Annotated in this window: 23 protein-coding genes; 7 read left to right on the top strand and 16 right to left on the bottom strand. The window is 75.6% G+C overall.

The genetic code is table 11. From position 1 onward, the window contains the following. The first annotated feature begins 16 nt into the window (after positions 1 to 16). The gene (locus AC6CH6_RS00390; RefSeq protein WP_498253675.1) at positions 17 to 2,359 is read left to right on the top strand and encodes a DEAD/DEAH box helicase; all 2,343 of its coding nucleotides are present in this window, start codon (positions 17 to 19) and stop codon (positions 2,357 to 2,359) included. Between the two features lie 4 nt (positions 2,360 to 2,363). On the opposite strand, the gene AC6CH6_RS00385 is transcribed toward AC6CH6_RS00390, so the two are convergent. The 7 genes from AC6CH6_RS00385 to ssd form a co-directional block, all read right to left on the bottom strand. Then, positions 2,364 to 2,798 carry an Rv3654c family TadE-like protein gene (locus AC6CH6_RS00385; protein ID WP_498253674.1) on the bottom strand — a complete coding sequence of 145 codons (435 nt, stop codon included), beginning with the start codon at positions 2,796 to 2,798 and terminating at the stop codon, positions 2,364 to 2,366. After that, positions 2,782 to 3,147: a TadE family type IV pilus minor pilin gene (locus tag AC6CH6_RS00380; protein ID WP_498253673.1), complete on the bottom strand. Its 366-nt coding sequence runs from the start codon at positions 3,145 to 3,147 to the stop codon at positions 2,782 to 2,784. The genes AC6CH6_RS00385 and AC6CH6_RS00380 overlap by 17 nt, the downstream gene beginning before the upstream one ends. A 305-nt stretch (positions 3,148 to 3,452) precedes the next feature. Further along, positions 3,453 to 3,752, bottom strand: a complete 300-nt coding sequence (locus tag AC6CH6_RS00375; protein ID WP_498253672.1) for a DUF4244 domain-containing protein — start codon at positions 3,750 to 3,752, stop codon at positions 3,453 to 3,455. A gap of 201 nt (positions 3,753 to 3,953) precedes the next feature. Then, positions 3,954 to 4,520 carry a type II secretion system F family protein gene (locus AC6CH6_RS00370; protein WP_498253671.1) on the bottom strand — a complete coding sequence of 189 codons (567 nt, stop codon included), beginning with the start codon at positions 4,518 to 4,520 and terminating at the stop codon, positions 3,954 to 3,956. Next, the gene (locus tag AC6CH6_RS00365; RefSeq protein WP_498253670.1) at positions 4,517 to 5,278 is read right to left on the bottom strand and encodes a type II secretion system F family protein; all 762 of its coding nucleotides are present in this window, start codon (positions 5,276 to 5,278) and stop codon (positions 4,517 to 4,519) included. Before AC6CH6_RS00365 ends, AC6CH6_RS00370 begins: the two co-directional genes overlap by 4 nt. After that, a complete protein-coding gene (locus AC6CH6_RS00360) occupies positions 5,275 to 6,528 on the bottom strand; it encodes a TadA family conjugal transfer-associated ATPase (RefSeq protein ID WP_498253669.1) in 1,254 nt (417 codons plus the stop codon). The genes AC6CH6_RS00365 and AC6CH6_RS00360 overlap by 4 nt, the downstream gene beginning before the upstream one ends. Continuing rightward, the gene (ssd, locus tag AC6CH6_RS00355; RefSeq protein ID WP_498253668.1) at positions 6,525 to 7,616 is read right to left on the bottom strand and encodes a septum site-determining protein Ssd; all 1,092 of its coding nucleotides are present in this window, start codon (positions 7,614 to 7,616) and stop codon (positions 6,525 to 6,527) included. Before ssd ends, AC6CH6_RS00360 begins: the two co-directional genes overlap by 4 nt. Positions 7,617 to 7,759: 143 nt before the next feature. Here ssd and AC6CH6_RS00350 point away from each other — a divergent pair, with 143 nt between their 5' ends. After that, on the top strand, positions 7,760 to 9,508 hold the full coding sequence (locus tag AC6CH6_RS00350; RefSeq protein WP_498253667.1) for a bifunctional 3'-5' exonuclease/DNA polymerase: 1,749 nt from the start codon (positions 7,760 to 7,762) through the stop codon (positions 9,506 to 9,508). Positions 9,509 to 9,538: 30 nt separating this feature from the next. On the opposite strand, the gene AC6CH6_RS00345 is transcribed toward AC6CH6_RS00350, so the two are convergent. The 3 genes from AC6CH6_RS00345 to nth all read right to left on the bottom strand — a co-directional run bounded on the left by AC6CH6_RS00345 (position 9,539) and on the right by nth (position 15,009). Next, positions 9,539 to 13,246 (bottom strand): nSTAND1 domain-containing NTPase, encoded by a 3,708-nt coding sequence (locus AC6CH6_RS00345; RefSeq protein WP_498253666.1) that lies wholly within the window; start codon positions 13,244 to 13,246, stop codon positions 9,539 to 9,541. Between the two features lie 111 nt (positions 13,247 to 13,357). Continuing rightward, positions 13,358 to 14,104 (bottom strand): NUDIX hydrolase, encoded by a 747-nt coding sequence (locus tag AC6CH6_RS00340; RefSeq protein ID WP_017832514.1) that lies wholly within the window; start codon positions 14,102 to 14,104, stop codon positions 13,358 to 13,360. 29 nt (positions 14,105 to 14,133) lie between these two features. Next, entirely contained in the window at positions 14,134 to 15,009 is an 876-nt protein-coding gene (gene nth, locus AC6CH6_RS00335; protein WP_498253665.1) for an endonuclease III, read from the bottom strand. Positions 15,010 to 15,184: 175 nt separating this feature from the next. Between nth and acs the strand changes: the two genes are divergently transcribed. Both acs and aroQ read left to right on the top strand, forming a co-directional pair. Next, positions 15,185 to 17,134 carry an acetate--CoA ligase gene (gene acs, locus AC6CH6_RS00330; RefSeq protein ID WP_498253664.1) on the top strand — a complete coding sequence of 650 codons (1,950 nt, stop codon included), beginning with the start codon at positions 15,185 to 15,187 and terminating at the stop codon, positions 17,132 to 17,134. A 109-nt stretch (positions 17,135 to 17,243) separates the two neighbouring features. Continuing rightward, positions 17,244 to 17,693, top strand: coding sequence for a type II 3-dehydroquinate dehydratase (gene aroQ, locus AC6CH6_RS00325; protein ID WP_109268170.1), 450 nt, complete (start codon positions 17,244 to 17,246; stop codon positions 17,691 to 17,693). A 4-nt stretch (positions 17,694 to 17,697) separates the two neighbouring features. Here aroQ and AC6CH6_RS00320 read toward each other — a convergent pair whose 3' ends face one another. After that, positions 17,698 to 18,861, bottom strand: a complete 1,164-nt coding sequence (locus tag AC6CH6_RS00320) for a MarP family serine protease (RefSeq protein ID WP_498253663.1) — start codon at positions 18,859 to 18,861, stop codon at positions 17,698 to 17,700. 252 nt (positions 18,862 to 19,113) lie between these two features. Between AC6CH6_RS00320 and AC6CH6_RS00315 the strand changes: the two genes are divergently transcribed. After that, positions 19,114 to 19,791, top strand: a complete 678-nt coding sequence (locus tag AC6CH6_RS00315) for a Crp/Fnr family transcriptional regulator (protein ID WP_017832519.1) — start codon at positions 19,114 to 19,116, stop codon at positions 19,789 to 19,791. 77 nt (positions 19,792 to 19,868) lie between these two features. On the opposite strand, the gene AC6CH6_RS00310 is transcribed toward AC6CH6_RS00315, so the two are convergent. Genes AC6CH6_RS00310 through AC6CH6_RS00300 form a run of 3 tightly spaced genes read right to left on the bottom strand, consistent with a single transcriptional unit; the run spans position 19,869 to position 21,500 of the window. Beyond that, complete coding sequence (locus tag AC6CH6_RS00310; RefSeq protein WP_498253662.1) at positions 19,869 to 20,795, bottom strand: NUDIX hydrolase; 927 nt, start codon at positions 20,793 to 20,795, stop codon at positions 19,869 to 19,871. Continuing rightward, entirely contained in the window at positions 20,779 to 21,264 is a 486-nt protein-coding gene (locus AC6CH6_RS00305) for a RidA family protein (protein ID WP_368810048.1), read from the bottom strand. The genes AC6CH6_RS00310 and AC6CH6_RS00305 overlap by 17 nt, the downstream gene beginning before the upstream one ends. A gap of 41 nt (positions 21,265 to 21,305) precedes the next feature. After that, positions 21,306 to 21,500: a DUF4177 domain-containing protein gene (locus tag AC6CH6_RS00300; RefSeq protein WP_133409226.1), complete on the bottom strand. Its 195-nt coding sequence runs from the start codon at positions 21,498 to 21,500 to the stop codon at positions 21,306 to 21,308. 91 nt (positions 21,501 to 21,591) lie between these two features. Between AC6CH6_RS00300 and AC6CH6_RS00295 the strand changes: the two genes are divergently transcribed. Further along, entirely contained in the window at positions 21,592 to 23,748 is a 2,157-nt protein-coding gene (locus AC6CH6_RS00295) for a transglycosylase domain-containing protein (protein WP_498253661.1), read from the top strand. 23 nt (positions 23,749 to 23,771) lie between these two features. After that, positions 23,772 to 24,686, top strand: coding sequence for a metallophosphoesterase (locus AC6CH6_RS00290; RefSeq protein WP_498253660.1), 915 nt, complete (start codon positions 23,772 to 23,774; stop codon positions 24,684 to 24,686). A gap of 34 nt (positions 24,687 to 24,720) precedes the next feature. On the opposite strand, the gene AC6CH6_RS00285 is transcribed toward AC6CH6_RS00290, so the two are convergent. Both AC6CH6_RS00285 and AC6CH6_RS00280 read right to left on the bottom strand, forming a co-directional pair. Further along, the gene (locus AC6CH6_RS00285; RefSeq protein ID WP_498253659.1) at positions 24,721 to 25,299 is read right to left on the bottom strand and encodes an RBBP9/YdeN family alpha/beta hydrolase; all 579 of its coding nucleotides are present in this window, start codon (positions 25,297 to 25,299) and stop codon (positions 24,721 to 24,723) included. Further along, complete coding sequence (locus AC6CH6_RS00280) at positions 25,296 to 25,454, bottom strand: hypothetical protein (protein ID WP_165979625.1); 159 nt, start codon at positions 25,452 to 25,454, stop codon at positions 25,296 to 25,298. Before AC6CH6_RS00280 ends, AC6CH6_RS00285 begins: the two co-directional genes overlap by 4 nt. Between the last annotated feature and the right edge of the window lie 82 nt (positions 25,455 to 25,536).

Genomic DNA, 25,536 nt, shown 5'->3' with positions numbered 1-25,536 from the left:
GTGGCACAATGAACCGGTGCCGTCCTCCGACCACGTCTCCCTGATCCCCCTGCTCGGCCGCGGCGACGCGCCGGAGCAGGTGCGGCACGTCCGGGAGATCCCCGACCGGGACGCCGTGACGGCGCCGTGGCCCGAGCACCTGCACCCGGACGTGGTCGCGGCCTGGGAACGGCTGGGCGTGCACGCGCCGTACCTGCACCAGGTCCAGGCGGTGCTGGCCCCCCGGCACGTGGTGGTCGCCACGGGGACCGCGTCCGGAAAGTCCCTCGCCTACCAGGCGCCCGTGGCCGACGCCGTGCACCGCGGCCGGCTCGCGGCGCTGGCGAACCCGGGCATGATCCACCACCCGGACGAGGCCACGGCCCTCTACCTCTCCCCCACCAAGGCCCTGGCCGCCGACCAGCTCAAGGGCCTGGACGCCCTCGGCCTGCCGACCCTGCGTGCCGCCACCTACGACGGCGACACCGACCCCGCGGAGCGCCGGTGGGTCCGGGACCACGCCGACGTGGTGCTGTGCAACCCGGACATGCTGCACTACGGGGTGCTGCCCAACCACGCGCGCTGGTCCCGGTTCTTCCGCCGCCTGAAGTACGTCGTGGTGGATGAGGCCCATTCCTACCGGGGTGTCTTCGGCTCGCACGTGGCCAACCTCATGCGGCGGCTGCGCCGGATCTGCCGTCTCTACGGCGCGGACCCCGTCTTCATCGGGGCGTCCGCGACCTCCTTCGAGCCGCACGCCTCCTTCGCCCGCCTCGTCGGCGTCCCCGAGGCCGAGGTGACGCCGGTGACCACGGACTTCTCCCCGCACGGACCGGTCACCGTGGTGCTCTGGGAGCCGGAGCAGACCGACGGCGGCGGCGAGAACGACGCCCCGGTGCGCCGCACCGCCCTGGCCGAGACCGCCGACATGCTCACTGACCTGGTGCTCCGCCAGGTCCGCACCATCGCGTTCATCAAGTCCCGCCGCGGCGCGGAGACGATCGCCCAGATCGCCCACCGGCAGCTGGAGGAGGTCGACCCCTCGCTGGCCCACCGGGTGGCGGCCTACCGCTCCGGGTTCCTCCCCGAGGAGCGCCGGGAGCTCGAGGAGGCGCTGCGGGACGGGCGGCTGCTCGGGATCGCGAGCACGTCCGCGCTCGAGCTCGGCATCGACGTGGCCGGGCTGGACGCCGTGGTCGTGGCCGGGTGGCCCGGCACCCGGGCGTCGTTCTTCCAGCAGATCGGCCGGGCGGGCCGGGCCGGGCAGGAGGCCCTGGCCGCCTTCGTGGCCGGCGACGATCCCCTCGACACGTACCTCGTGAACCATCCGGAGGCGATCTTCGACGTCGACGTCGAGGCCACGGTGTTCGACCCTTCCAACCCCTACGTGCTGGCCCCGCACCTGTGCGCCGCCGCGGCCGAGCAGCCGCTGCGCACGGAGGAGATCGACAGCTTCGGGCCCACCGCGCCGGAGGTGCTCGGCTCGCTCGTGGCGAGCGGGCACCTGCGCCGCCGGCCGAACGGCTGGTTCTGGACGCACCCCCAGTCCGCGGCCGGGATGGTGTCGCTGCGCTCGGACGGCGGCGGGCCGATCCGGATCATCGAGACGGACACCGGCGCGGTGCTCGGCACGATGGACTCCCCCCAGTCCCACTACCAGGCCCATCCGGGGGCCGTGTACGTGCACCAGGGCCGGACCTACATCGTGGACGAGCTCGACGAGGCGGGCTCGGTGGCCGCCGTGACGCGGGCGAACCCCGACTTCTACACCACCGCGCGGGACATCACGCAGGTGAGCGTAGTCGCCGAGGAGCGCTCGGAGCACTGGGGGCCGGTGACCGTCCACTTCGGCCAGGTGCAGGTCACCACGAAGGTGGTCTCGTTCCAGCGCAAGGCCGTGATCTCCAACGAGGTGCTGGGTGAGGAGCCCCTGGACCTCGCGGCCCGCGACCTGTTCACGAAGTCCGTGTGGTTCACCGTGCCGGGCCCCGTGCTGACCGGCGCGGGGATCGAGGAGCCCGACGTCCCCGGGGCGCTGCACGCGGCCGAGCACGCCGCGATCGGCCTGCTGCCGCTCGTGGCCTCGTGCGACCGCTGGGACGTGGGCGGGCTCTCGACCGCGCTGCACGCCGACACGGAGCTGCCCACGGTGTTCGTCTACGACGGCCACCCGGGCGGGGCGGGGTTCGCGGAGCGCGGCTACGCCACGGCGGTCGCGTGGCTGGGCGCCACCCGGGAGGCGATCTCCTCGTGCGAGTGCGAGCACGGGTGCCCGTCCTGCGTGCAGTCGCCGAAGTGCGGCAACCGCAACAACCCGCTGGACAAGGCCGGTGCCGTGCGGCTGATCGACGCGGTGCTGCGCGACGCCCCCCGCGCCTGAGTCCTCACGGCGCACGGGCGGCCTCCGGGGGCCCGGCCCGGGACACGCTGCGGGCGGCCCCGAAGCGGGCGAGCGGCCCGTCCAGGGCCACGGCGGTGCGCACGTCCACGACGACGCGCTCCGGCTCCACGAGCGCGCACTGCTCGAGCCGTGCCCCGTTCTCCCGGGCCACGCGCTCGGCGGCGCCGCACGGGTCGCCGGCCACGAGGCCCCGGGCGGTGTCGGCGGCGGCGAGCGCCGCGAGGTCGGCGGCCTTGCCGGCACGGTGGGTCGCGATCCCCGCCTGGGCCAGCAGCAGCACGGCCACCAGCAGCACGCCGAGCACCAGGGTGAGCGTCAGCGCGTGCACGGTGCCGCTCCCCCGGTCGTCGTCGTGGTCCGGCCAGCGGTCGGGCCGCCCCGGGATGCCCGGCGCCACGATCTCAGCCACCGTGCCCATCGGCCGCTCCGGCCCCCTCCGTCTCGGCGGAGGCGTCCGCGCGCAGCTCCCAGCCGCCCCAGGTCCCGAGGATGCCGGGGGCGGGGCCGGTGACGGTGACCGTGGCCGTCCCCGCGTTCCCGCCCAGGCGGATCGCGGCGTCCTCCCCGGCCACGCGCTGCGCCGTGGAGCGGACCACGGCGGCGCTCTCGCCGCGGGCGGCGGCCCGGGCCGAGGCCCGGGCGGCCTCCTCGTAGCGGATCAGGGTCATCCCGGCCGCGGCGGCCGCGAGGAGCACGGCCAGGAGCAGCACGAGGGCGGGCAGCAGCACGGCCGTCTCGGCGGTGACGGCGCCGCGGTCCGACGGCATCGGCCGCGGCGCGGGTCGGGACCCGGGGCCGCGCGGCGACCACGGACGGAGCCGGGAATCCGAACGCCACCGGGAGGCACGGGAACGGGGTCGGGACGGTGGACGAGACCGACCACGGGATGAGCATCGGGGGCGGTGGGCGGGCATGGTGGACTCCTCACGGGCAGGGCGCGTGGCGGCTCGGGCCGCTGGGACCGGCGGTCGGGTCCGACCGCCCGGGCCGGCGGTCAGGACGGACGGGGAGGACGCTCCCGCAGGGTCCGCGGCGCCGGGGACGGCACCACGGACCCCGCGGGAGCAGCCGCTCAGACGCCGAGCGCCTTCTCGATGATCGCGGTCAGGAGCTCGCGCACCTGGCCGGAGGAGAGGACCGCGGCCATGACCCCGCCGAAGGCCGCCGCTGCGAGCACGACCATGGCGTACTCCACGGTGGTCGCGCCGAGGTCCGGGTCCCCGGCCCGGACGAACGGGCGGGGCGGGGCGCCGGTGGTCCGGCGGGCGGACGGTGCGACCGGGCGGCCCCCGGCGGCGACCTCCAGGCCGGGCCCGGAGGGGCTGCGGCGCTTCCGGGCGGGACGGGAGGCGGTGATCTGGTGCTGGGACATGATGGTTCCTTTCGGTGCGGAGCGAACTGGTGCGGGGTGAGCAGGTGCCGGACGGCCAGCACTGGCCGGGCGGCACGGGCCGGGAAGCACTGGGCGAGCAGCACTCGCCGAGCCGGTGCCGGACGGCCGGCACGGGGCGGGACCCGGTGCGGACGGGGAACGCCCCGGCGGCCGGGGGCCCTCGGCTCCGGGCGCGGCGGGTCATCCGAACACCTCGGGCACGAGCCCCATCACGACCGGCAGGACGCCCCAGCAGACGAAGGCCGGCAGGGAGCACAGGCCCAGGGGCAGCACGAGCTGGACGGACAGCGACTCCGCGGCGCGCTCGGCCCGCCGGTAGGCGGCACGCCGGACCTGGGCGGCCTGCGAGCGCAGGCTCCGGGCCGACGGCGCCCCGGACGTCGCGGTGAACGTGAGCGCCTCGCGGTAGTCGGCCAGGTGCGTGGGCAGCTCGCCCGCCGAGGCCCACGCCGTGTGCCACGGCAGCCCGAGCCGCAGCCGGGAGCCCACGCCTTCGAGGGCGGCGCCGGTGGCGTCCGTCCAGCACCCGCCCAGCACCGCCACGGCCTCCCCGAGCGGCAGACCGGCGTCCAGCATGGCGGCGGTGAGCTCCACGAGGACGCCGGCGGAGACGTGCGGTCCCGGCGGGCTGCGGCGGGCCGCGGCCGGACGGGGCGTTCCCGGCAGCCGGGCCCGGGACGGGAGCGCCGCCAGCGCCACGGCGGCCACCAGGAGCAGCCCGGCGGCGGGCGCTGCGAGGGCGGTCATCGCGCACCCACCGCCTCGGCGCGGCCGATCAGGGTGCGCGTCCACACCCGGCCGAGGACCGTGAGCGCCGCGCCGGCCACGAGGGCGGCCAGCCCCCACGGCGTGGTGAGCAGCGTGCGCAGCGGGTCGACGCCCATGAGCATGCCCAGTCCGATGCCGAGCACCGGGAGCCAGGTCAGGATCCGGACGGTGGAGCGGGGGCCGGCCAGGGCGGTGCCGCGTGCCGCCTCGGCGTCGAGCTCCGCCTCGAGGGCGTCGGCGAGACCGCCGAGCAGGGCGGCGAGGGGCGCGCCGGTGCGCTCGGAGACCTCCCAGCACAGGGAGAGCTCGGCGGTGGTGGCGACGGCCCGCCGCTCCAGCGCGCGGTGGCCGAGCTCCGGGGCCGGCACCCCCGCCAGGGCGGTCGAGACGCTCAGCCCCAGGCGGGCGGCGGCCGCCACGGAGGTGCACAGCAGCTCGAGGTGCCGGCCGGTGCCCGTGCGGGCGGCGCGGCCCCCGGGCCCCGCTCCCTCGAACGCGGCCGCCGGGGACCGGCCCGCCTCCAGCAGCGCCGCGAGCCGGCGCAGCAGCGCGATCCACTCGGCGGCCTCCGTCTCGGTGTCCCGGGCGAACCGGGCACACCACCGGACCGGGGCGACCGCCCCGGTGCCCGCCCGCGCGGCCGACCGGACGCGGTGGCCCGGACCCGCGACCAGCACCGCGGCGCCCCCGGCGAGGCACAGGCAGAGGGCGAGGCAGAGGACGAGGACCGTGCTCACGGCCGGCCTCCCGCGAGGTCCTCGCCCGGGTCGGGCGAGCGGTCGGACGCCTGGCCGGGCGATCGGCCGGGCCGGTGGTCGAGCAGGGCGCACAGCCCGTCCCAGCCCGGGCCGCGGCGCACGCCGTCGTGGGACCGGACCGCCGCGGGCACGGAGACGAGGGCGCCGGCCCGGTCCTCGAGCAGGGACACCGCCCGGACCTCGCGGCGCCCGCCCGCCCGGGCCACGTGGACGACCAGGTCCAGGGCGCTCGCGGCCTGCAGCGTCACGGCCTCCCGGCTCATCCCGGCCAGGGCGCCCAGGGCCGCGAGCCGGGCAGGGACCGCCTCGGCGGAGTTGGCGTGCACGGTGCCCGCCCCCGCGTGGCCGGTGTTCAGGGCCGTGAGGAGCTCGCGCACCTCGGCGCCGCGGCACTCGCCCACCACGAGCCGGTCGGGCCGCATCCGCAGGGCCTGCCGGACGAGCTCCGCCAGGTCGATGCTGCCCGCGCCCTCGGTGTTGGCGTGCCGCGCCTGGAGACCGACCACGTGGGGGTGCTCGGGCCGCAGCTCGGCGGCGTCCTCGATGAGCACGATCCGCTCGTGCGCCGGGGAGCAGGAGAGCAGGGCGTTGAGGACGGTCGTCTTTCCCGCCCCGGTGGCGCCGCTGACCAGGAAGTTGGCGCCCGAGCGCACGGCGTCCACGAGGAGCTCGGCGGTGCCGGGGTGGACGGTCCCCGCCGCCACGAGGTCCTGCAGGGACAGGGTCCTCGTGCTGCGGAAGCGGACGGAGAGCAGGGTCCCGCCCGTGGAGATCGGCGGGAGGACGGCGTGCACCCGGTAGCCGGCGGCCGTCTGGACGTCCACGCACGGGTGGGCGGCGTCGAGTCGGCGTCCCGCGGCGGTGACCAGGCGCACGGCCAGGGCGCGCACCTCGGCGTCGGAGCGGAAGGGGGACGGGACGCGGCGCACCCCGGCCTCGGTCTCGAGCCAGACCTGGTCCGGCCCGTTGACGTAGACGTCGGTGAGACCCCGGTGCGGCAGCAGCGGCTCGAGCGGACCGAGACCGGTCAGCTCGGCGCGCACGGCCTGCACCGCCCGCAGGGTGCCGGCGGCCCCGAGCACCCTGCCGCCCGCGCGCACGGCCGCGGCGATGTCGGTGTCCGTGACCGGCCCGGGGGCGGCCAGCAGCCGGTCCCGCACGTCGTCGAGCAGGGCGGCCGGCAGCGCGGCCTGCGGACCGGGCACCGCACCGGGCAGCGCGGCGCTCACGGGGCGGCCCCCACGGCCTCGAGCAGACCCGCCACGTCCCGGGCGAGCCGCCGGGAGCGGCCCGCCTCGAGCAGCCGGCCCGTCTCGGCGGCCTCCGGCACCGCGCCGGAGAAGCGCAGGGAGCCGGCGACGGGCAGACCGGTCGTGGCGGCGGCGAGGGCGTCGTCCACGTCGGCCACGTTGAGCCCGGCCGGCACCAGGCGGGCATTGGCGCCCGCCAGGAGACCGGCGGCCCACCGCGCGGCCAGCACGCCGCGCACCGTCCGGGGCGTGAGCACGAGGACCTCGTCGCACAGGGCCGCGGTGTCCGCCGTGCTCGGCCCCGCCCGGCCCAGGTCCACGACGACGAGGGCGGCCGCCCGGCGCAGCGCCTCGAGCACGCCGGCGTACGGCGCGGCGGCTCCGTCCGGCTGGGAGCGGTCCCAGGAGAGCCAGCGCAGCTGTCCGGTCCGGGCCATGGCCGGCCACAGCTGCTCGGCGTGCACCGTCCCGGCGATCCGGAGCAGGTCCGGCCAGCGCAGACCGTCCTGGTCCTCGAGGCCCAGCAGGACGTCGATGCCGCAGCCGGCGCGGTCCGCGTCCACGAGGACGGCCGGCCGGTCCTCGTGGGCGGCGCGGTCGGCGAGCCAGCACGCCAGCGTGGACGTGCCGGCCCCGCCCACGGCGCCCAGCACGCCCAGCACCCGGCCCGTGCCGCCGGGACCGGCGGGGCCGCCGGGCCGGGCGGTGAGCAGGTCGGCGAGCCATCCGGCGGCGTCGGGCAGCACGGCCACGGCGCAGCCGCCGAGGTCGGCCGCCCGGTCCCAGATGCCGGGGTCCTCGGGCCGGCCCACGAGCACCGTGCCCGGACGGACCCGCCCCCGCACGGCGTGGCGCACGTCCACGAGCTCGGTGTCCGCGAGCGTGCCCGGCGCGGTGGCCGCCGCGCCGGGCGGATCGGCCAGCAGGTCGGCGCCGGCGGCCGCGCAGACGCGCTCGACCGTGGCGCGCAGCCCGGCGTCGTCGCTGACGAGGCGCACGGTGCGCGTGCGGGCCGCGGTGCCCGGACGCGGCGGGGCGGGGGCGGAGAGGTGGGCGGCGGTGCTCATGGCCCCACTGTCCGGGCGGGCGGGACCGGGCCGTCCCGGCGGGGGCGCCGGTGTGGACGGGCCACCGGCTTCCGGCGGCGCCGCGGGCGTGTGCAGTCCGGGCACCGGCGTAGCGTGACGGACCCGTGCAGGACAATGGCCGGATGCACATCGTGGTGGGACCAGCACAGGACGGCCGGGGCGGGCACCGGGTCCAGGGCCTGACGGGCTCCGGGGACCCGGACGGCCCCGGCGTCGACGTGCCCGCCGGGGAGCTGGCCGCGTTCGTCGCCGACCGCGAGGAGGCCGCCCGGCGCGCGGGGTCCACGCCGCCGCGCTGGACCTGGGAGCGCACGGGCGCCGTCTACCCGCAGCTGCTGGCCGCCGGCGTCCGGGTGGAGCGCTGCCACGACCTGCGGCTGTGCCAGGCGATCCTCGCCACGGCCGCCACCGCCCACGGGTCCGGCGTCGACGGCCCGCTGCCCTACGAGCCGGTGCTGCCGCCGCTGCCCGCCGACGAGGCGCCCGGGCTGCTCCCGCCGCCCTCCCCCGCCGAGGACCAGTCGAGCCTGTTCGACCTCCCCCGCGCCACCGGTCCCGACGCGGCCGTGCTGGTCGCCGAGCTGCGGGCGCAGCTCGCCGCGGTGGCCGGCGCGGTGGACGCCCGCCGGCTGACCCTGCTGCTGGCCGCGGAGTCCCAGGGCGCGCTGATCGCCGCGGAGATGCAGCACGCCGGGGTGCCCTGGCGGGAGGACGTCCACCGGGCCCTGCTGGAGGACGCCCTGGGCCCCGAGCCGGCGCCCGGGGAGCGCCCCCCGCGGATGGAGGAGACCGTGGCCCGGCTGCGGGAGACGCTGCACGCGCCGGGGCTGAACCCGGACTCCCCGCAGGAGCTGCTCAAGGCGATGCGGGCGGCGGGGATCGACGTGACCAGCACCCGGCAGTGGGAGCTCGTCGAGTGGGCGCGGGCCGTGCCCGGCCTGGCGGCCCGGCGCCAGGCCCTGATCGAGCCCGTCCTGGAGCACAAGAAGCAGGCGCGGCTGCTCAGCGCCAACGGGTGGCACTGGCTGGCCACGTGGGTGCGGGACGGCCGCTTCCGCCCGGAGTACGTGGTGGGCGGGGTGGTCACCGGCCGCTGGTCGGCCCGCGGCGGGGGCGCCCTGCAGATCCCGCACGTGGTGCGGGACGCCGTGCGGGCGGATCCCGGGCGCGTGCTCGTGGTGGCGGACGCGGCCCAGCTCGAGCCGCGCGTGCTGGCGGCGCTGGCCCACGACGACGCCCTGGCCGCCGCGTCCCGCGGCAGGGACCTCTACCAGGCCATCGCCGACCTCGGCGAGGAGCGGGGCTCGGAGCTGACCGAGCGCCCGCAGGCGAAGGTGGCCATGCTGGGCGCGATGTACGGGGCAACCACGGGCCAGTCGGGCCGGCTCATGCCGCACCTGGCGCGGATGTTCCCCCGCGCCCTGGACTACGTGGAGCAGGCCGCCCGGGTGGGCGAGACGGGCGGACAGGTCCGCACGCACCTGGGCCGCTGGTCCCCGCTGCCGGGCCCGGCGTGGGACGCGGCGCAGCGGGACACCGCCACCGAGGAGGCCGAGCGGCGCGCCGGGGCGATGGCCCGCGGGCAGGGCCGGTTCACCCGCAACTTCGTGGTCCAGGGCACGGCCGCCGAGTGGGCCGTGTGCTGGATGGGCGCCATCCGCTCGGCGCTGGCGCGGGAGGCGGTCGACGCCGAGCTCGTGTTCTTCCTGCACGACGAGGTCGTGCTCCACTGCACGCGGGAGAACGCCGAGCGGGCCGCCGAGCTGGTCCGCGAGTGCGCGGAGCGGGCGGCCCGGCTGGTGTTCGGGCGGATCCCGGTGGAGTTCCCCGTCAGCGTGGCCGTGGTGGAGTCCTACGCGGACGCCAAGTAGGCCGCCCCGGCACGGGTCTCAGCACGGGCCTCAGCACAGGTCCCGGTAGGGGGCGCCGGTCACGTGCCGGCGCCACTCGTCCTCCGTGATCGGGTCGCCCCGGTTGGCGCAGACCGCCTCGACCGCGTCCTCGGCCCGGACCAGCCAGCTGCGCACCACGCCGTCGTCGCCGGTGGCGACCAGCCGGTCCCCCACGAAGCGCACGTCGTTCATCCGGTCGCCGGAGGCGGACAGGGCCGCGTAGACATCGAGGTCCGCGGCGCCCACGGTCCACATCCACACGAACTTGTCGCCGGAGGCCCCGGCCAGCAGGGTCCCGTCCGCGGAGAACTGCAGGCCCTTGACGGAGGACAGGGCGTCCGAGGTCTCGCCCACGGGGTGGGGGTCGGACGGGTCCGCGACGTCCCAGAGCCGCACCCGGCCCGCCTCCGTGCCCACGGCCAGGAGGTCGGCCACCGGGGAGAACGCGATCGAGGTGGCCACGGAGTCGAGGGCCAGCCCCGCGGCCCGCCGCGGGGCGGCGGGGTCGGACACGTCCCACAGCTCCACGCCGTTGGTGTCGTCCGCGGCGGCGAACAGGGTGCCGTCCGCGTCGAACCGGGCGGCCTCCGTGCCGGGGACGGGGATCGTGGCCACCCGCCGGAGCGGCGCCTCGGGGCCGCGGCGCAGGAGGGCGATCTCGGAGCCCACCTCGGACCACGCCGCGATCGTGCCGGCGTCCGTCGTGACGTCCGCGCCCGTGATGCCCGCCTCGATGGCCGCGGCGCGCTCCGGCTCCTCCGGGCGGCCCCCGTCCAGGGGCCACACGAGGACGTCCCCGTCCTCGGTGCCCCCCGCGATCAGCGACGCGTCGGGGGCCACGGCCCCCGCGTACCAGAGGGTCTCCCCGGGCGGGGCCTCCGGGGGCGGCAGCGGCCGGGGGTCCTCGCCCGAGAGGTCGAAGAGGGACACGACGTCGGGGCCGATCCCGACGGCGCTCAGCACGGTGTGCTGCCGGTCCACGGAGAGCTGGTACACGGGCTCGCCCCGCCGGTGGATGACGGGCCCGCGCCGGTCCCACGAGCGGGTGGTGCCGTCCTGGGAGGTGGTGAGCACCCGCTCGCCCACGCGCAGCGCGCTGGTGACCCGGGCGGCGGTCGGGAAGGAGTCGACCCGGGCGAGGTCGGAGAGCCGGTGCACGTAGGCGTTCTGGTCGAAGCTGGCGGCCACGACGGCCTCGCCGTCCGGGGTGAAGGAGACGTCGCTGATCCAGCTGCCGAAGTCCGTGAGCGTCCCGGAGCGGGAGACCCGCTCCCCCTCGACGTCGTAGAGGCGCAGCTCGCGGGCGCTCAGCCCGGCGGCCAGGCGCGCGCCGTCGTCGGCGAGGTCCAGGGCCCGGACGACCCGCCCGGTCGGGACCGGGTCGAGGCGCTGCGCGCGGGCGCCGTCGGTGGCGTACCGGGCGATCTCCCCGGACGTCCCGCCCGCGTAGACCGTTCCGTCGGGGGCGGCCGCCAGGGCCAGGACGTCTGCGTCCTCCCCCAGCGCCAGCGCCGGCAGCGGAGCGGGGGCGCCGGGCTCCTCGATCGACCACCGCAGCACCTCGCCCCGCCCCCCGGCCAGCAGCTGCCGGCCGTCGGGCGAGAGGACGACCGCATTGACCGGTGTCCCCGCCCCCACGTCGAGCCCGGCCAGCCGCCGGGCCGGGGCCCCGGTGACGTCCCACAGGCTCACGTGCCCGAGCCCGCCCAACGCCGCGAGGACCCGCCCGTCCACCGCCACGAGGTCCACGTCGCTCAGTCCGGGGGCGCCGTCGACCACCGCGAGGTCCTCCCGGTTCTCGGCGAGCCGGTCGCTGTCCCGCCACACGGACAGCAGGCCGTCCCCGGCGGCGCGCGCGACGACGGAGCCGTCGTCCAGCGCCGCGAGCCGGGACGCGCCGTCCGGGCCGAGCCACCGCTCCGGGGCGTTCACCGCGGTGGCGTCGATCAGGGCCGAGGTGCCCTCCCGGGTGGGGGCCATCCGGTAGGCCGCGAGGCTCAGCTGCGAGGCGAGGTTGGGCGACTCGCCCCGGATCCGGGAGGCCTCCAGCGCGGTCTGGCGGGAGAGCGCCTCGTCGCGGGCGGTCTCCGCGACGGTCTGGAAACGCTCCGCGCGGACGCCCAGCGCCCCGGCCACCACGGCCGCGCAGACGGCCAGGGCGAGCAGGACGAGGGCCACGTGGCCGCGCCGCTCGATCTCCCGGGCGCTGCGCTTCTGCCGCTCCAGCGCGTCCTCGTAGTGGCGCTCGCTCTCCGCCAGGTACTCGCGCTCGGCCGGGCTCAGGAGCGCCTGCTGGCGCGGGTCCCCGGTCCAGTCCCGGAAGGAGGCGAGCTGGCCCAGCGGGATCAGGGCGAGGGGGTCGCGGTCGTTGGCGAGCCACATCTGGGTGGCGCGCTGCAGCTGCTGGCGGACGTAGAGGTCGCGGCGGCTGTCCTCGATCCAGCGGCTGAGCCGGGACCAGTGGTCCAGCAGGGACTCGTGGCTGAGCTGGATCTCGTCCCGGTCGATGGTCAGCAGCCGGGCGCGGGCGAACTCCTCGACCACGGCCGCCCCGCCCTCCGGCAGCTCCTCCCGGAGCACCGGGGTGCGCACGACCGTGGCGGAGGTCCCGGTGCCGACCACGCGCACCAGCCGCAGGAACACCGCGCGGGCCACCTCCCGCTCGCGCGGGCCCAGCCGGGCGTGCACCTCCTCGGCCCGCCGCTCCACGGCCTCCGTGATGCCGCCCGCCGCGTGGTAGTCGGCCACCGTCAGCTCGCGGGTGCGGGCGTGCTCCCAGGTGCCGAGCATCGCCTGGGAGAGCATCGGCAGCAGGCCCACGCCGACCTCCGTGCCGCGGGGGGCGACGTCCCGCAGGATCACCCCGACCAGGTCCGGGGAGACCCGGGCGCCGACGGCCTCGGCGGGGCCCACCACGATCCGCTCCAGCTGCTCGCGGGTCAGCGCGCCGAGCAGCACCGGGCGCTCCAGGGCGGTGCGCAGCTCGGCGTGCCGGCTCGCGGTGCCGAAGAAGTCCGCCCGGAGGCCGACCACGACCACCCGGTCCCGGCTCGCCGCGGCGAGCCGGTCCAGGAACCGCCCCGGCTCCTCGGCCTCCCGGGCGCCCGTCCAGAGCTCCTCCAGCTGGTCGACGACGAGCAGGTCCGGAGCCGCCGCGACGGCGTCCTCGAGCCGGCGCACCGGGTCGAGGCCCGGGGTCGTGGCCTCGGCGCTCCACCCGTGCAGGGGCCCGCCCTCGGCCCGCAGCCGGCCGAGGAGCCCGGCGCCCAGCAGCGAGGACTTGCCCGCTCCGGAGGCTCCCACCACGGCCAGGATGCGGGGCCCGCCGGCGTCCGCCAACCGCACCACCCGCTCGCCGAGCACGGCGACCTCGGCGGTCCGGCCGAAGAAGTGCGTCTCGTCCTCGGGGCGGTAGGAGCGCAGGCCCACGTACGGGGTGGAGTCCGGCCTGACCGGGGTGCGGGAGCGGTTGACGTCCTCCCACCACAGCTCCGCGGGGCGCTCGTCCGTGAGCCCGAGGGCGTCCAGCAGGGCCGTGAACTCCTCGCGCAGGGCCGGGCCGGGCAGGTGCGCCCCGCTGAGCCAGCCCTGGATGGTGCTGGCCGGCAGTCGGCAGGAGGCCGCCAGCGCCCGGACCGACAGGCCGCGGCGGCGGCGCGCGGCGCTGAGCTGCTCGGCGAGCCGGGGCCGCTCGGGGCCGGGTGGGGGCGAGGCCACCGGGAGCCTCCTCGGGGGGTCGTGGGCACGGGGGACCCTGGAATGGTAAGTCCGCTTGCCGCGGCGCCGGCAATGTTGCGCCCGGGGCGGCGTCATGCCCCCGGGGGCGTGCTACAGCGGTGCGGGCAGGTCCCGTCCGGTGTCCCAGGGCACGGCCCAGCCGAGGGCGGTGAGCACCCGGTCCAGGAGCACACCGGTGAACCCCCAGACGGTCACGGTGGACGCGGTGCCGGGCACGGGGACCGTGAAGGCGGGCGAGCGGTAGGTCTGCCGGCCGCGCGTGACGGTCGCGGAGTGCCGGTTGGCCGGGTCGATGAGGTCCAGCACGGGGACGCGGAACACGAGGGAGGACTCCGCGTGGTCCACGACGTCCACCGGCGAGACGTCCCGCCACCAGCCCAGCACCGGGGTGACGAGGTGGTTGGAGACCGGCAGGGGCACCGGGGCCAGGGCGCCGAGCACCTCCACCCCGTGCGGGTCCAGCCCGGTCTCCTCCTCGGCCTCGCGGACGGCCGCGCGCACGTGGGCGGCGCTGACCTCGCCGCCGGGCACGGACAGCACCTCGTGCAGGTCCCCGTCCTCGGGGTCCAGGCGCCCGCCCGGGAAGGCGACCTGGCCGGGGTGGGAGCGCAGCGTCGCGGCCCGCTGGACCAGGAGGACGTCGAGGTCCCGCCCCACGCCCTCCGCGTGCTCGGCGGCGCGCGAGGGCAGGTCGTCGAGCGCGCCGAAGAGGATGAGCACGGCCGAGCGGCGGTAGTTCTCGTCGATCTGCCCGATCCGCCACGGCTCGCGGTCCTCCATCCGCAGCTGCCGGCCGCTGCGGGCCACGCGCAGCAGGTCCTGGTAGGCGTCGCCCATTGGCCGTCCTCCTCGCCGGTCGGTGCCGCTCACGAGCTCAGGGGCCAGCCGTCGGCCTGCAGCTGGGCCCGGCTGCGCCCGGCGAGGAACAGCTCCAGCAGATCCTCCCGGCCCGGGGCGAACTCGTACTTGAGCAGGGCCGCCGCCTGGGCGGTGTCCGTGGGGCCCTCGCCGTAGGACGGGCACAGGTCCGCGACGGGGCACACCCCGCACGCGGGCCGCCGGGAGTGGCAGATGCGCCGCCCGTGGTAGACGAGCCGCTGGGACAGGTCGGTCCAGTCGCGGGGCTCGAACAGGGCGGCGACGTCCCGCTCGACCTTGACCGGGTCCTCCTCCGCGGTCCAGCCGAAGCGGCGGGCGAGCCGGCCGAAGTGGGTGTCCACGGTGATCCCGGGGATCCCGAAGGCGTTGCCGAGCACCACGTTGGCGGTCTTGCGGCCCACCCCGGGCAGGGTGACGAGGTCCTCCAGCCGCCCGGGCACCTCGCCGTCGTGGTCGTCCACGATCTTCTGCGCCAGGGTCCGGATGGCCCGGGTCTTGGCCCGGTAGAAGCCGAGCGGGCGGATGATCTCCTGGATCTCGGCCTCGTCCGCCTCGGCGAGCGCCCGCGGCGTGGGACAGGCGGCGAAGAGGCGCGGCGTGGTCGCGTTCACCCGCACGTCGGTGGTCTGGGCGGAGAGCACCGTGGCCACGAGCAGCTCGTACGGGGAGCGGAAGTCCAGCTCGGCGACCGCGTACGGGTACGCCCCGGCGAGCACCGCGTTGATCCGGCGGGCCCGCCGCTTGAGCGCCAGCGGGGACTCGGGGGCACCCGTCCGGCGGCGCCGTGCGGCGCCGGCGCGCGCCTTCGCGGGGTCCACGACGCGCAGGTGGGCGGGCGGGCGGGGCACGGCAGTCGGGACCATGCCCCGATTCTAGGCGGCGCGCCCGGAGGGCTTCCGTGACTTGGTGCGGCGTGGCCCCTGTGGAACCGGGTGCACCGATCGTCTAGGGTGAAATCGACACTATGTGAGCTGTGACACGGACGTCCGGTGCTGCCGGTGGTCCGTGCGCGGTGTGCCACGAAGAAGGGAAGACCACATGGCTTCAGAGACCACGTCCGCCGAGAACAAGACCTTCGCCCCGAGCCCCGAGTTCGCGGCCCAGGCCAATGCCACCGCCGAGCTCTACCAGCAGGCGGAGGAGGAGGGCGTCGACTTCTGGGGCCGCCAGGCACGAGAGCTGCTGACCTGGAACAAGGAGTTCACCGAGGTCCTCGACTGGTCGAACCCCCCGTTCGCGAAGTGGTTCCAGGACGGCACCCTCAACGCGTGCTACAACGCCGTGGACCGCCACGTGGAGGCCGGCAACGGGGACCGGGTGGCCATCCACTTCGAGGGCGAGCCCGGCGACAGCCGCAGCTACACCTACGCCCAGCTCAAGGACGAGGTGTCCAAGGCCGCCAACGCCATGGAGAGCCTCGGCGTGACCAAGGGCGACCGTGTGGCCCTCTACCTGCCGATGATCGCCGAGGCCGTCATCGCGATGCTGGCCTGCGCCCGCATCGGCGCGATCCACTCCGTGGTCTTCGGCGGGTTCTCCGCCGACGCGCTGCGCTCGCGCGTCGAGGACGGCGAGGCGAAGCTCGTGGTCACCGCGGACGGGACGTTCCGCCGCGGCAAGCCCTCCATGCTCAAGCCGGCCGTCGACGACGCCCTCTCCCGCGGCGGCGCCACCGTGGAGCACGTGCTCGTGGTCCGCCGCAACGAGGCCGACATCGAGATGACCGAGGGCCGGGACGTGTGGTGGCACGAGGCCCTCGAGGCCGCCTCCCCGGAGCACACCCCGTCCGAGCAGGGCGCCGAGGACCCGCTTTTCATCCTCTACACCTCCGGGACCACCGGCAAGCCCAAGGGCATCATGCACACCACGGGCGGCTATCTCACCCAGGGCGCGTTCACCCACAAGAACGTCTTCGACCTCAAGCCGGAGACGGACGTCTACTGGTGCACCGCCGACGTCGGGTGGGTCACCGGCCACTCCTACGTCGCCTACGCGCCCCTGGTCAACGGCTCCACCCAGGTGATCTACGAGGGCACCCCGGACTCCCCGCACCGCGGCCGGTTCTGGGAGATCGTGCAGAAGTACGGGGTGACGATCATGTACACCTCCCCCACCGCGATCCGCACCATGATGAAGTGGGGCGAGGAGTTCCCCGCGAAGTACGACCTCTCGTCCCTGCGGGTGCTCGGCACCGTGGGCGAGGCCATCAACCCCGAGGCGTGGACCTGGTTCCACCGGGTCATCGGCGGCGGCCGCTGCCCGATCGTCGACACCTGGTGGCAGACCGAGACCGGCGCCATCATGATCTCCCAGCTGCCGGGCGTGACGGTCGCCAAGCCGGGCTCCGCGCAGGTGCCGATCCCCGGCATCAAGGTCGACGTCGTGGACGACACCGGGCAGTCCGTGCCCAACGAGACCTCGGGCTTCCTGGTGCTGCGCGAGCCGTGGCCCGCGATGCTGCGGACCATCTGGGGCGACGACGACCGCTACGTGGACACGTACTGGTCCCGGTTCGGCGAGATGTACTTCGCCGGCGACGGCGCCAAGCGCGACGCCGACGGGGACGTGTGGATCCTCGGCCGCGTCGACGACGTCATGAACGTCTCCGGCCACCGCCTGTCCACCCCGGAGATCGAGTCCGCGCTCGTCTCCCACCCGTCCGTGGCCGAGGCCGCGGTGGTGGGCGCCACGGACGAGACCACCGGCCAGGCCGTGATCGCGTTCGTCATCCTCTCCGACCAGGCCGACGCCGAGGGCCGGGACAAGACCGAGCTGGCCGAGGAGATGCGGGCCCACGTGGGCAAGGAGATCTCCCCGATCGCCAAGCCCAAGAAGGTGCTCATCGTCCCGGAGCTGCCCAAGACCCGGTCCGGGAAGATCATGCGCCGGCTGCTCAAGGACGTGGCGGAGGACCGGGAGGTCGGCGACGTCTCGACCCTCGCGGACCAGACCGTGATGCAGCAGATCGTGGACTCGCTCGCCAAGTAGTCCGCGCCCCAGCTCCGCAGCGTCCCCTCGCTCCTGCCGTGCGAGGGGGCGCTGCGGCGTCCGGGGGCCGCGCCCGGACCGGCGGGCGCCGGGGTGAGAGGATGCGGGCATGACCACCACGCGCAGACCGATCTACGTCCTCAACGGCCCCAACCTCAACCTGCTCGGCGTCCGGCGCCCGGAGGTGTACGGCACCACGACGCTCGGGGACATCGAGGAGGCCGTGCGCGCCCGGGCCGCCGCGGGCGGGTGGGACGTCGAGTTCCACCAGTCCAACCACGAGGGCGTCCTGGTGGACCGGATCCAGGAGGCCCGCACGGAGGGCGCGGCGATCGTGATCAACCCCGCGGCCTTCACGCACTACTCCATCGCGATCCACGACGCGCTCGAGGCGGCGGAGCTGCCCGTGGTGGAGGTGCACCTGTCCAACGTGCACCGGCGCGAGGCGTTCCGGCACACGTCCTATGTGTCCCTGCAGGCGGACGTGGTGATCGCCGGGGCGGGGGCCTTCGGCTACGAGATGGCGGTCGAGCACCTGCTGCGGACCCTGGAGGGGTAGCCGCTCAGGCGGCGCAGGAGCCGGAGTCCACGGCCTGGGTCGCGCCCGCGGCGGCGCCCAGCGCCCCGCGCAGCTCGTCCAGGGTGAGGGCGTAGCCGACCTGCCCCTCGAGGGCCTTGGCGAAGACGACGCCGACGACGGAGCCGTCCTGCGCCACGAGCGGGCCGCCGGAGTTGCCCTGCTGCACCTGACCGGCCAGCTGGATGATCTCCATCGTCCCGCCGGTCCCCTCCACGGGTGCGAGCGCGGTGCCCTGCACGGTGGCGGGCCCGGCGGCGAACGGCCCGCCCAGGGGGTAGCCCATGAAGGCGACCGAGTCCCCGGCCGCGGGGTCCGTCCCGAGCGGCAGCGCGGCCAGCGGCAGGGACGGCGCGGAGAGGACGGCGAGGTCGGAGCCCGGGTCGTAGTGGACGACGGCGGCGGCGTGCACCTGCCCGTCCCGGGTCTGCACCACCGGCTCGTCCACCCCGGCCACCACGTGCGCGTTGGTGACCACCTGCCCGGCGTCGGTCACGAAGCCCGAGCCGGTCTGGTTCTGGCGGCACTCCACCGCCATGCCGTAGACCTGCACCACGGACTGCCCGGCCGCCTGCAGCGCGGGCGTGCTCGTGCTCTCGTCGGGGGCCTCCTCGGCGGGGAAGAGCAGCTCGTCGAGCTGACGGATGCCGGTGGCCCCGCCCACGGCGTCCCGGGCCTCGGTCACCGCCGCGCGCACCGGTCCCGGGGTGTGCTCGTCGATCGTGCGCAGCACGGTCGAGGACGCCACCTGCTGGGACACGGTCGGGATGCCCAGCTGGCCGACCAGCGAGGCGAGCAGCGAGAGCACGAGCGCGGCGACGGCCACGTCGAGGGCCGCCCCGGCGATCCGGTTGAGCGCGCCCAGGCGCATGCGCTCGGTCACGGCGGACAGGGCGCGGCCCAGCAGCCCGCCCAGCATCTGCCCCGCCACCAGCAGGACCAGGACCGTGGCGAGCACGGCGCCCACCCGGTACTGCGGGTCCACCTGCGCGCTCACCCACGGGGCGGCCGAGAACGCCGCCACCCCGCCGAGCACGAGTCCGGCCAGGGAGAACAGGGAGTTGAAGAAGCCGCGACTGAACCCGTAGAAGAGGTAGCCCAGGAGCACGACGGCCAGGAGGACGTCGAGCAGGTTGAAGGACGGAGACATCGGGTTCCTCTGCGGTTTCTTCGGGGCCGGGAGCCGGGGAGCGAGCCACCAGCATAGGGAGCGCGGCTGGGAGATCCGTGGAGCGGGCCTGCCACCCCGCCCGGGCCGGCCGCGTCCGTCCTTGGGATTCGCGGGCCGGAGACACTACAGTGAACGTCAGGTACGTTAGGTCGCTCACACACCGGTGCGGGCGACTCCCGCTGACATCGGCCGCCACGGGCAACGGCCCGGCGGCACATCTTGAGGAGAACCATGGATATCGACGTCCTCCGCCGCGCTCCCCTGTTCGCGTCCCTGGACGACCAGGCCTTCGCCGCCCTCACCGAGGAGCTCACCGAGGTCGACCTCTCGCGCGGCTCCACGCTGTTCCACGAGGGCGATCCGGGCGACCAGCTGTACTTCATCATCTCGGGCAAGATCAAGCTCGGCCGCACCGCCCCGGACGGCCGCGAGAGCCTCGTGGCGATCATGGGCCCGGGCGAGCTGTTCGGCGAGATGGCGCTGTTCGACCCGAGCCCGCGCTCCACGTCCGCGACCGCCGTGTCCGAGACGCGCCTGGCCGGGCTCAAGCACGAGAACCTCAAGAAGGTCATCGAGCGCTCCCCCGACGTCTCCGCGCAGCTGCTGCAGGCCCTGGCCCGCCGGCTGCGGCGCACCAACGAGAGCCTCGCCGACCTGGTCTTCTCCGACGTGCCCGGCCGGGTGGCGAAAGCGCTGCTGGACCTGGCCGACCGGTTCGGCCGGCCCGCCACCGACGGCATCCTCGTGGCGCACGAGCTCACCCAGGAGGAGCTGGCCCAGCTCGTCGGCGCGTCCCGCGAGACCGTGAACAAGGCCCTGGCCGAGTTCGTCCAGCGCGGCTGGATCCGGCTCGAGGCGCGCGCCGTGGTGATCCTCGACCTGCAGCGGCTCAAGCAGCGCAGCCGCTGACTCCTGCCCCGGCACCGGGACGGCCCGGTCACCCTCACGGGTGACCGGGCCGTCCGCGTGTGCGGGCCCGGGGCGGCTCAGGTCAGGTCGAGGCGCAGCACGGGCCGGCCGTCGTGCACCTCGAGCACCGGGTTGCGGGCCACCACGGCCCGCTTCCTGGCCAGGAAGGCGATCGCCGAGGTGCACTCGGCGACCGACTCGAGCACGCACTGCACACCGGGCGAGGAGAGGTCGTCGATCGTGCGGCCCACGGTGTCCTCCTGCCCCACGAGGTCCCCGAGCCAGCTGCCCGCAGGGTCGGCCACGGCCTGCGCGGCGTCCACCCAGCGGCCCCAGACGCCCTTCGACTCGAGCACGGACGGGGCCTGCCCGTCGGGGACGACCGCGGTGAAGTAGTGGATGTCGTACCGGCGGTGGGCGAAGTCGGAGGTGATCCAGTGCGCGAGGGGCTTGAGCAGGTCGGAGCGCAGCACGAGCCGGCGCCGGCCGAGCACCTGGGCGAGGGACACGTCCCCCACGGCGAGCGCCTCCCGGGATCGCATCCACTCGGCGCCCTCCACGGACTCGATGGTGCTCATCGTGTCCGACCCGGCCAGCAGGACGCCGGCCTCCTCGAACGCCTTGCGGACCGCGGCGACCACGGTGCGCCGCGCCCGGCCGAGGTCGTCCTCGACGCCGAGCCTGCGCGCCCAGTCCGCGGGGCTGGGCCCGGCCCAGTCGAGGGGTTCGTCGTCGTGGGGCTCGAGGGTCCCGCCGGGGAACCCGACGGTGCCGAGCGGTGAGTTGCCCGGGCGGTACTTGAGGTAGGTCTCCACGCCGTGGTCGCCGTCCCGCACGAACACCACCGCGGCGGCGGGCGAGGGGGCGCTGCCGGGGATGCCGGCGCCCCGCTCGAGCCAGGCCTGCGCGGCCCCGCGCTGGCCCTCCGGGATCTCGAACCAGCGCACGGCCGGCGGGCGGCCCTGCCGCGGGGACGGGGGCTGCGAATCAGCGGAACTCGGCAACGAGCTCCACCTCGACCGGCGCGTCGAGCGGCAGGACCGCGACGCCCACCGCGGAGCGGGCGTGCACCCCGGCGTCGCCGAAGATCCGGCCCAGCAGCTCGGAGGCGCCGTTGATCACCCCGGGCTGACCGGTGAAGCCCGGGTCGGAGGCCACGAAGCCGACGACCTTGACGACCCGGACCACCCGGTCCAGGTCCCCGACGGCCTCCTTGACCGCGGCCACGGCGTTGAGGGCGGCGCGGGCCGCGAGCGCGTGGGCGTCCTCGGGAGAGACGGTGCCCGCCGCCCCGGACGCGGACACCTTGCCGGTGGCGGGCAGCTGCCCGTCCACGAAGGGCAGCTGGCCCGAGGTGTGCACCCACGAGCCGGTGACCACGGCGGGCACGTAGGCGGCCACGGGGGCCGCGACCGCCGGGAGCTCGAGGCCGAGCTCGGCGATGCGGGATTCGACGGCGGAGCCGTTGCTCATGGAAGTCCTCCGGTGTGGTGGGGGGCGGCGGTGTCCGGGCGTCAGGCCTTGGGGCGCTTGAAGTAGGCGATGGGGTTGGTCTGGACGGGGGCGTTCACGTTGCCCGCCGGGACGTCGGCGGGGGTGCTGCCGGGGAGCACGGTGACGAGCTCCCACCCGTCGTCGCCCCAGTTGTCGAGGATCTGCTTGGTGGCGTGGATCATGAGCGGCACGGTGGCGTATTCCCAGGTAGTCATGGCCCCAGCGTAGCCACGAACGCGGGGACGCGCTCCGCCGTGACGGGCCGCACACCGGCGGCGGCCAGGTTCGCGCTTGTAGACTGTCCGAATGGCTTCCCGCAAGAACCCTGCCGCGCAGGCACCGTCAGCCCTGGGCAACGTCGTGGCGTTCATCGCCACGAGCGTCGTTGCCGGCATCGTGGCCGCCGGTCTCCTGGTCCCCCCCGCAGCCGCCACCGGTCTCGCCGCCAACGCCTCCATCGGGTGGTTCAAGGACCTCCCGGCCCAGATGGAGGCGGGGCCGATGTCGCGCGCCTCCACCGTGGTGGCACGGGACGGGACCGAGATCGCCTCGTTCTACGCGCAGAACCGCACCCCCGTGTCCCTGGACGAGATGTCCCCGCACATGAGTGCCGCGATCCTCGCGATCGAGGACCGCGACTTCTACGAGCACGGCGGCGTGGACCTCGGCGGCATCCTGCGCGCCCTGGGCAACAACATCATCCGCCCGGACGCCCGCCAGGGCGCGTCGACCATCACGCAGCAGTACGTGAACAACCTGCTCATCGACTCCCAGGTCCGCGCCGGCGAGGAGGCCACCACCATCGGCGCCGACAAGGGCTACACGGACAAGATCAAGGAGATCAAGCTCGCCCTGTCCATGGAGCAGGAGCTGAGCAAGGACGAGATCCTCGAGGGCTACCTCAACATGGTGCTCTTCGGCGGGCAGAACTACGGCGTGGAGGCGGCCGCCCAGTACTACTGGGGCATCCCCGCGTCCGACCTGAGCGTCTCCCAGTCCGCCGTCCTGGCCGGGATGGTGCAGTCGCCCAACTACTACGACCCCGCCGCGAACCCGGAGGCGGCCACCGAGCGGCGCAACATCGTGCTGGACACGATGCTCACCACCGGGGCCATCACCCAGGAGGAGCACGCGACCGCGGCCGCCGAGCCCATCGAGGTGGACCCCAACCCCACCAACTCCGGGTGCACGGCCGCCGAGATCGCCCCCTACTTCTGCGACTACGTGGAGAACTCCATCCTCCAGGACTCGGCGTTCGGCGAGACGCCCGAGGAGCGGCTCAAGACCCTGCAGCTCGGCGGGCTCACCATCACCACCACGCTCGACGTCGACGCCCAGCGCGCGGCCCAGGAGTCGGTCAACGAGACCCAGCCGCGGGACGACAACCCGGACAACGTCTCCACCGCGCTCGTCTCTCTCGAGCCGACCAACGGCGACATCGTGGCGATGGCGCAGAACACCTACTACTCCACCGGCGAGGGCGCCTCCAACACCACGTACAACTTCAACGTGGACTCGTGGATGGGCGGGGCCGGCGGCTTCCAGGTCGGCTCGACCTACAAGCCCCTGACGTACGCCGCGTGGATCGACGCCGGCAACGGCGCGGAGGACGAGATCGACGCGACCCGCACCCGGTGGCCCGCTGACCACCGGTGGGAGGCCTCGTGCCTGGAGCGCGGGTACAAGATCGAGCCCGGCAACAACGGTGAGGGCTTCGAGATCCAGAACGCCGAGTCCGGCTACACCAGGGAGATGGAGGCCGACTTCGGCCTGTACAACTCGATCAACACCGCGATCTACGCGATGGCCGAGGACCTCGACCTGTGCGACATCGGGGAGATCTCCGAGTCCCTGGGCATCGTCAACGGCAAGGACGGCGAGCCCGTGGACACCACGGTCCTGGCGTCCCTGCTGGGCGGCTCCGTGGACATCTCCCCGATGACCATGGCCCGGGCCTACTCGGCGTTCGCCAACCGCGGCGAGATGTGCGAGCCCCGCGCCCTCGAGCGGGTCGTGGACTACACGGGCAAGGAGTACGAGATCCCCGAGACGTCCTGCGAGCGCGTGATCAGCGAGGACGTGGCCGACGGCGTGAACTTCGCGCTCAACCAGACCCTGGTCCGCGGCTCCGGCTGGCAGCGGGAGATCGGCCTGCCGGGCGCCTCCGCCGCCAAGACCGGCACCACCGACAACTCCACCCAGACGTGGATGATCGGCTACACCCGCGGCCTGGCCACCGCGTCCTGGGTCGGCAACTACGAGTTCGGCTCCCGGTCCCTGAACGGGCTGTCGATCGGCGGGGAGCGCACCGAGGGCGACGACTGGGTGGACGGCTCCACCTACGCCGGCGGCCAGTGGCAGCGGTTCATGGAGGAGGTGGCCCGGGACTACGACACGGACGAGTTCGAGGAGCCCTCCGACCGTGTGCTCGAGGGCCGCAACGGCACCTCGGAGCCCGGCTGAGGCCGGGAGCGGGAGTGGATCGCGTGCACATCCCCCGGGGCGCCGTCGCGCCCGCCCTGCGTACCGCCGCCGCCGTGACGGCGGCCGGTGCCGGGGCGGCGGCGGGCCTCGGCGCGTGGGGCGTCGTCGTCGAGCGCCGCCGCTTCCAGCTGCGCACGGAACGGCTCCGGCTGCTGCCCGAGGGCAGCGCGCCGCTGCGGATCCTGCACCTGTCGGACCTGCACGTCTGGCCCGGCCAGCGCGCCGTGCGGGAGTTCGTGCACTCGCTCGCGGCGCTGGAGCCGGACCTCGTGGTGGACACCGGGGACAACCTCTCCCACCCCGGGGCGCTGCCGTGGCTGCTGGAGATCCTGGAGCCGCTGTTCCGCTTCCCCGGGGCCTACGTCCCGGGGTCCAACTGCTATTTCGCGCCGCGACCCAAGAACCCGTTCCGCTACCTGTGGCGGGACACCTCCGGTGAGGGCCGGGACGAGGCGCCCCGGCTGCCCACCCAGGACATGCACGACGCGTTCGACGCCGCGGGCTGGACGCCGCTGATCAACCGCTCCGCCCGGATGGAGGTCGCGGGCCTCACCCTGGACCTGTCCGGGGTGGACGACCCGCACCTGGGCTACGACCGGCACCCCGGCTTCGGTGACCCCGCGACGGCGGACCTGCGCCTCGGGGTGGCCCACGCCCCCTACCTGCGGACCCTCGACCGCTTCGCGGCAGACGGCGCGCAGCTGGTGCTGGCCGGGCACACGCACGGCGGGCAGGTCTGCCTGCCGGGCGGGCGGGCGCTGGTCAGCAACTGCGACCTCGAGCCGGAGCGCTGCAAGGGGCTCATCACCCAGGGCGGGGTGCCGGTCAACGTGTCGGCGGGCCTGGGGACGTCCCGCTTCGCCCCGATCCGGCTGTTCTGCCCGCCCGAGGCCGTGCTGCTGACGCTCACGGACTGAGCGGGTCTCCCCGGCCGGCCGCGCGCGGGCCCCTTCAGCCGCCGCGCGGCACCAGGGCCTCGAGCACCGCGGGCAGGCGGGTGACGCCGTCGGAGCCGCAGAAGTGTCCCGCCCGCGGCACCACCCGCACGGGGGCGCCGAGCCGCGCGGCGAGCGCCTCGGTGGCGGCCGCCGGCACGGTCGGGTCGTCGTCCGAGCGCAGCACCAGGCGGCGCCGGGTGTTGGCGCGCACGGCGGAGACGTCCACGTCCTCGGCGAGGAACTCGTCGAGGAGGGGCACGGCCTCGAGCCGTCCCGTGAACCCGGCCACGAGCACCAGCCCGCCCAGCGTCCACGGCTGGGGCAGACCGGCGAGGTGGCGCAGGAGGGTGATGCAGCCCAGGCTGTGGCCCACCAGGTGGGTGTGCGGGTCCGGCTCGCCGACCGCCCGTGCCACGGCGGCCAGCCACGCCCCGGCTTCCGGGAAGGACGGCTCCGGCAGCTCCACGACCTCGGTCCGCACGCCCTCGGCGGCGAGCCGTTCGCGCAGCCACGGGAACCAGTGCTGGTCGGGGGCGGCGTCGTAGCCGTGCACCACCACCGCCCGGCGGACCTCCGGCTCGGGGTCGCTCACCCGGAGATCTCGGGGACCGCCACGATGATCCGGTGGTTGGTCTTGTCGCACAGGTACATCTCGACCGTGCCCTCCGGCACCGGGCCGCCCTCGGGCCACTGGTCCTCGGGGATCTGGCGCAGGGGTCCGCCGCAGGACGGGCAGATGGGGTCCATGGTGGTCTCCTCCAACGGGTCGGCTCCCGGGCCGGCGGGCCCGTGGCCCGAGCTTCCCCCAAAACGGCGCCGCCCACAATCC

The organism is Kocuria sp. GQ42 (assembly GCF_059758435.1).
The sequence above is the reverse complement of the archived record's forward strand: the minus strand, read 5'-3'. Positions and strand labels throughout refer to the sequence as shown.

Coding starts and splice junctions, on each gene's coding strand:
- AC6CH6_RS00385 (WP_498253674.1), bottom strand. CDS start 2,798: ATGGGCACGGTGGCTGAGATCGTGGCGCCGGGCATCCCGGGGCGGCCC.
- AC6CH6_RS00380 (WP_498253673.1), bottom strand. CDS start 3,147: ATGCCGTCGGACCGCGGCGCCGTCACCGCCGAGACGGCCGTGCTGCTG.
- AC6CH6_RS00375 (WP_498253672.1), bottom strand. CDS start 3,752: ATGTCCCAGCACCAGATCACCGCCTCCCGTCCCGCCCGGAAGCGCCGC.
- AC6CH6_RS00370 (WP_498253671.1), bottom strand. CDS start 4,520: ATGACCGCCCTCGCAGCGCCCGCCGCCGGGCTGCTCCTGGTGGCCGCC.
- ssd (WP_498253668.1), bottom strand. CDS start 7,616: ATGAGCACCGCCGCCCACCTCTCCGCCCCCGCCCCGCCGCGTCCGGGC.
- AC6CH6_RS00350 (WP_498253667.1), top strand. CDS start 7,760: ATGCACATCGTGGTGGGACCAGCACAGGACGGCCGGGGCGGGCACCGG.
- AC6CH6_RS00340 (WP_017832514.1), bottom strand. CDS start 14,104: ATGGGCGACGCCTACCAGGACCTGCTGCGCGTGGCCCGCAGCGGCCGG.
- nth (WP_498253665.1), bottom strand. CDS start 15,009: ATGGTCCCGACTGCCGTGCCCCGCCCGCCCGCCCACCTGCGCGTCGTG.
- acs (WP_498253664.1), top strand. CDS start 15,185: ATGGCTTCAGAGACCACGTCCGCCGAGAACAAGACCTTCGCCCCGAGC.
- aroQ (WP_109268170.1), top strand. CDS start 17,244: ATGACCACCACGCGCAGACCGATCTACGTCCTCAACGGCCCCAACCTC.
- AC6CH6_RS00320 (WP_498253663.1), bottom strand. CDS start 18,861: ATGTCTCCGTCCTTCAACCTGCTCGACGTCCTCCTGGCCGTCGTGCTC.
- AC6CH6_RS00315 (WP_017832519.1), top strand. CDS start 19,114: ATGGATATCGACGTCCTCCGCCGCGCTCCCCTGTTCGCGTCCCTGGAC.
- AC6CH6_RS00305 (WP_368810048.1), bottom strand. CDS start 21,264: ATGAGCAACGGCTCCGCCGTCGAATCCCGCATCGCCGAGCTCGGCCTC.
- AC6CH6_RS00300 (WP_133409226.1), bottom strand. CDS start 21,500: ATGACTACCTGGGAATACGCCACCGTGCCGCTCATGATCCACGCCACC.
- AC6CH6_RS00295 (WP_498253661.1), top strand. CDS start 21,592: ATGGCTTCCCGCAAGAACCCTGCCGCGCAGGCACCGTCAGCCCTGGGC.
- AC6CH6_RS00280 (WP_165979625.1), bottom strand. CDS start 25,454: ATGGACCCCATCTGCCCGTCCTGCGGCGGACCCCTGCGCCAGATCCCC.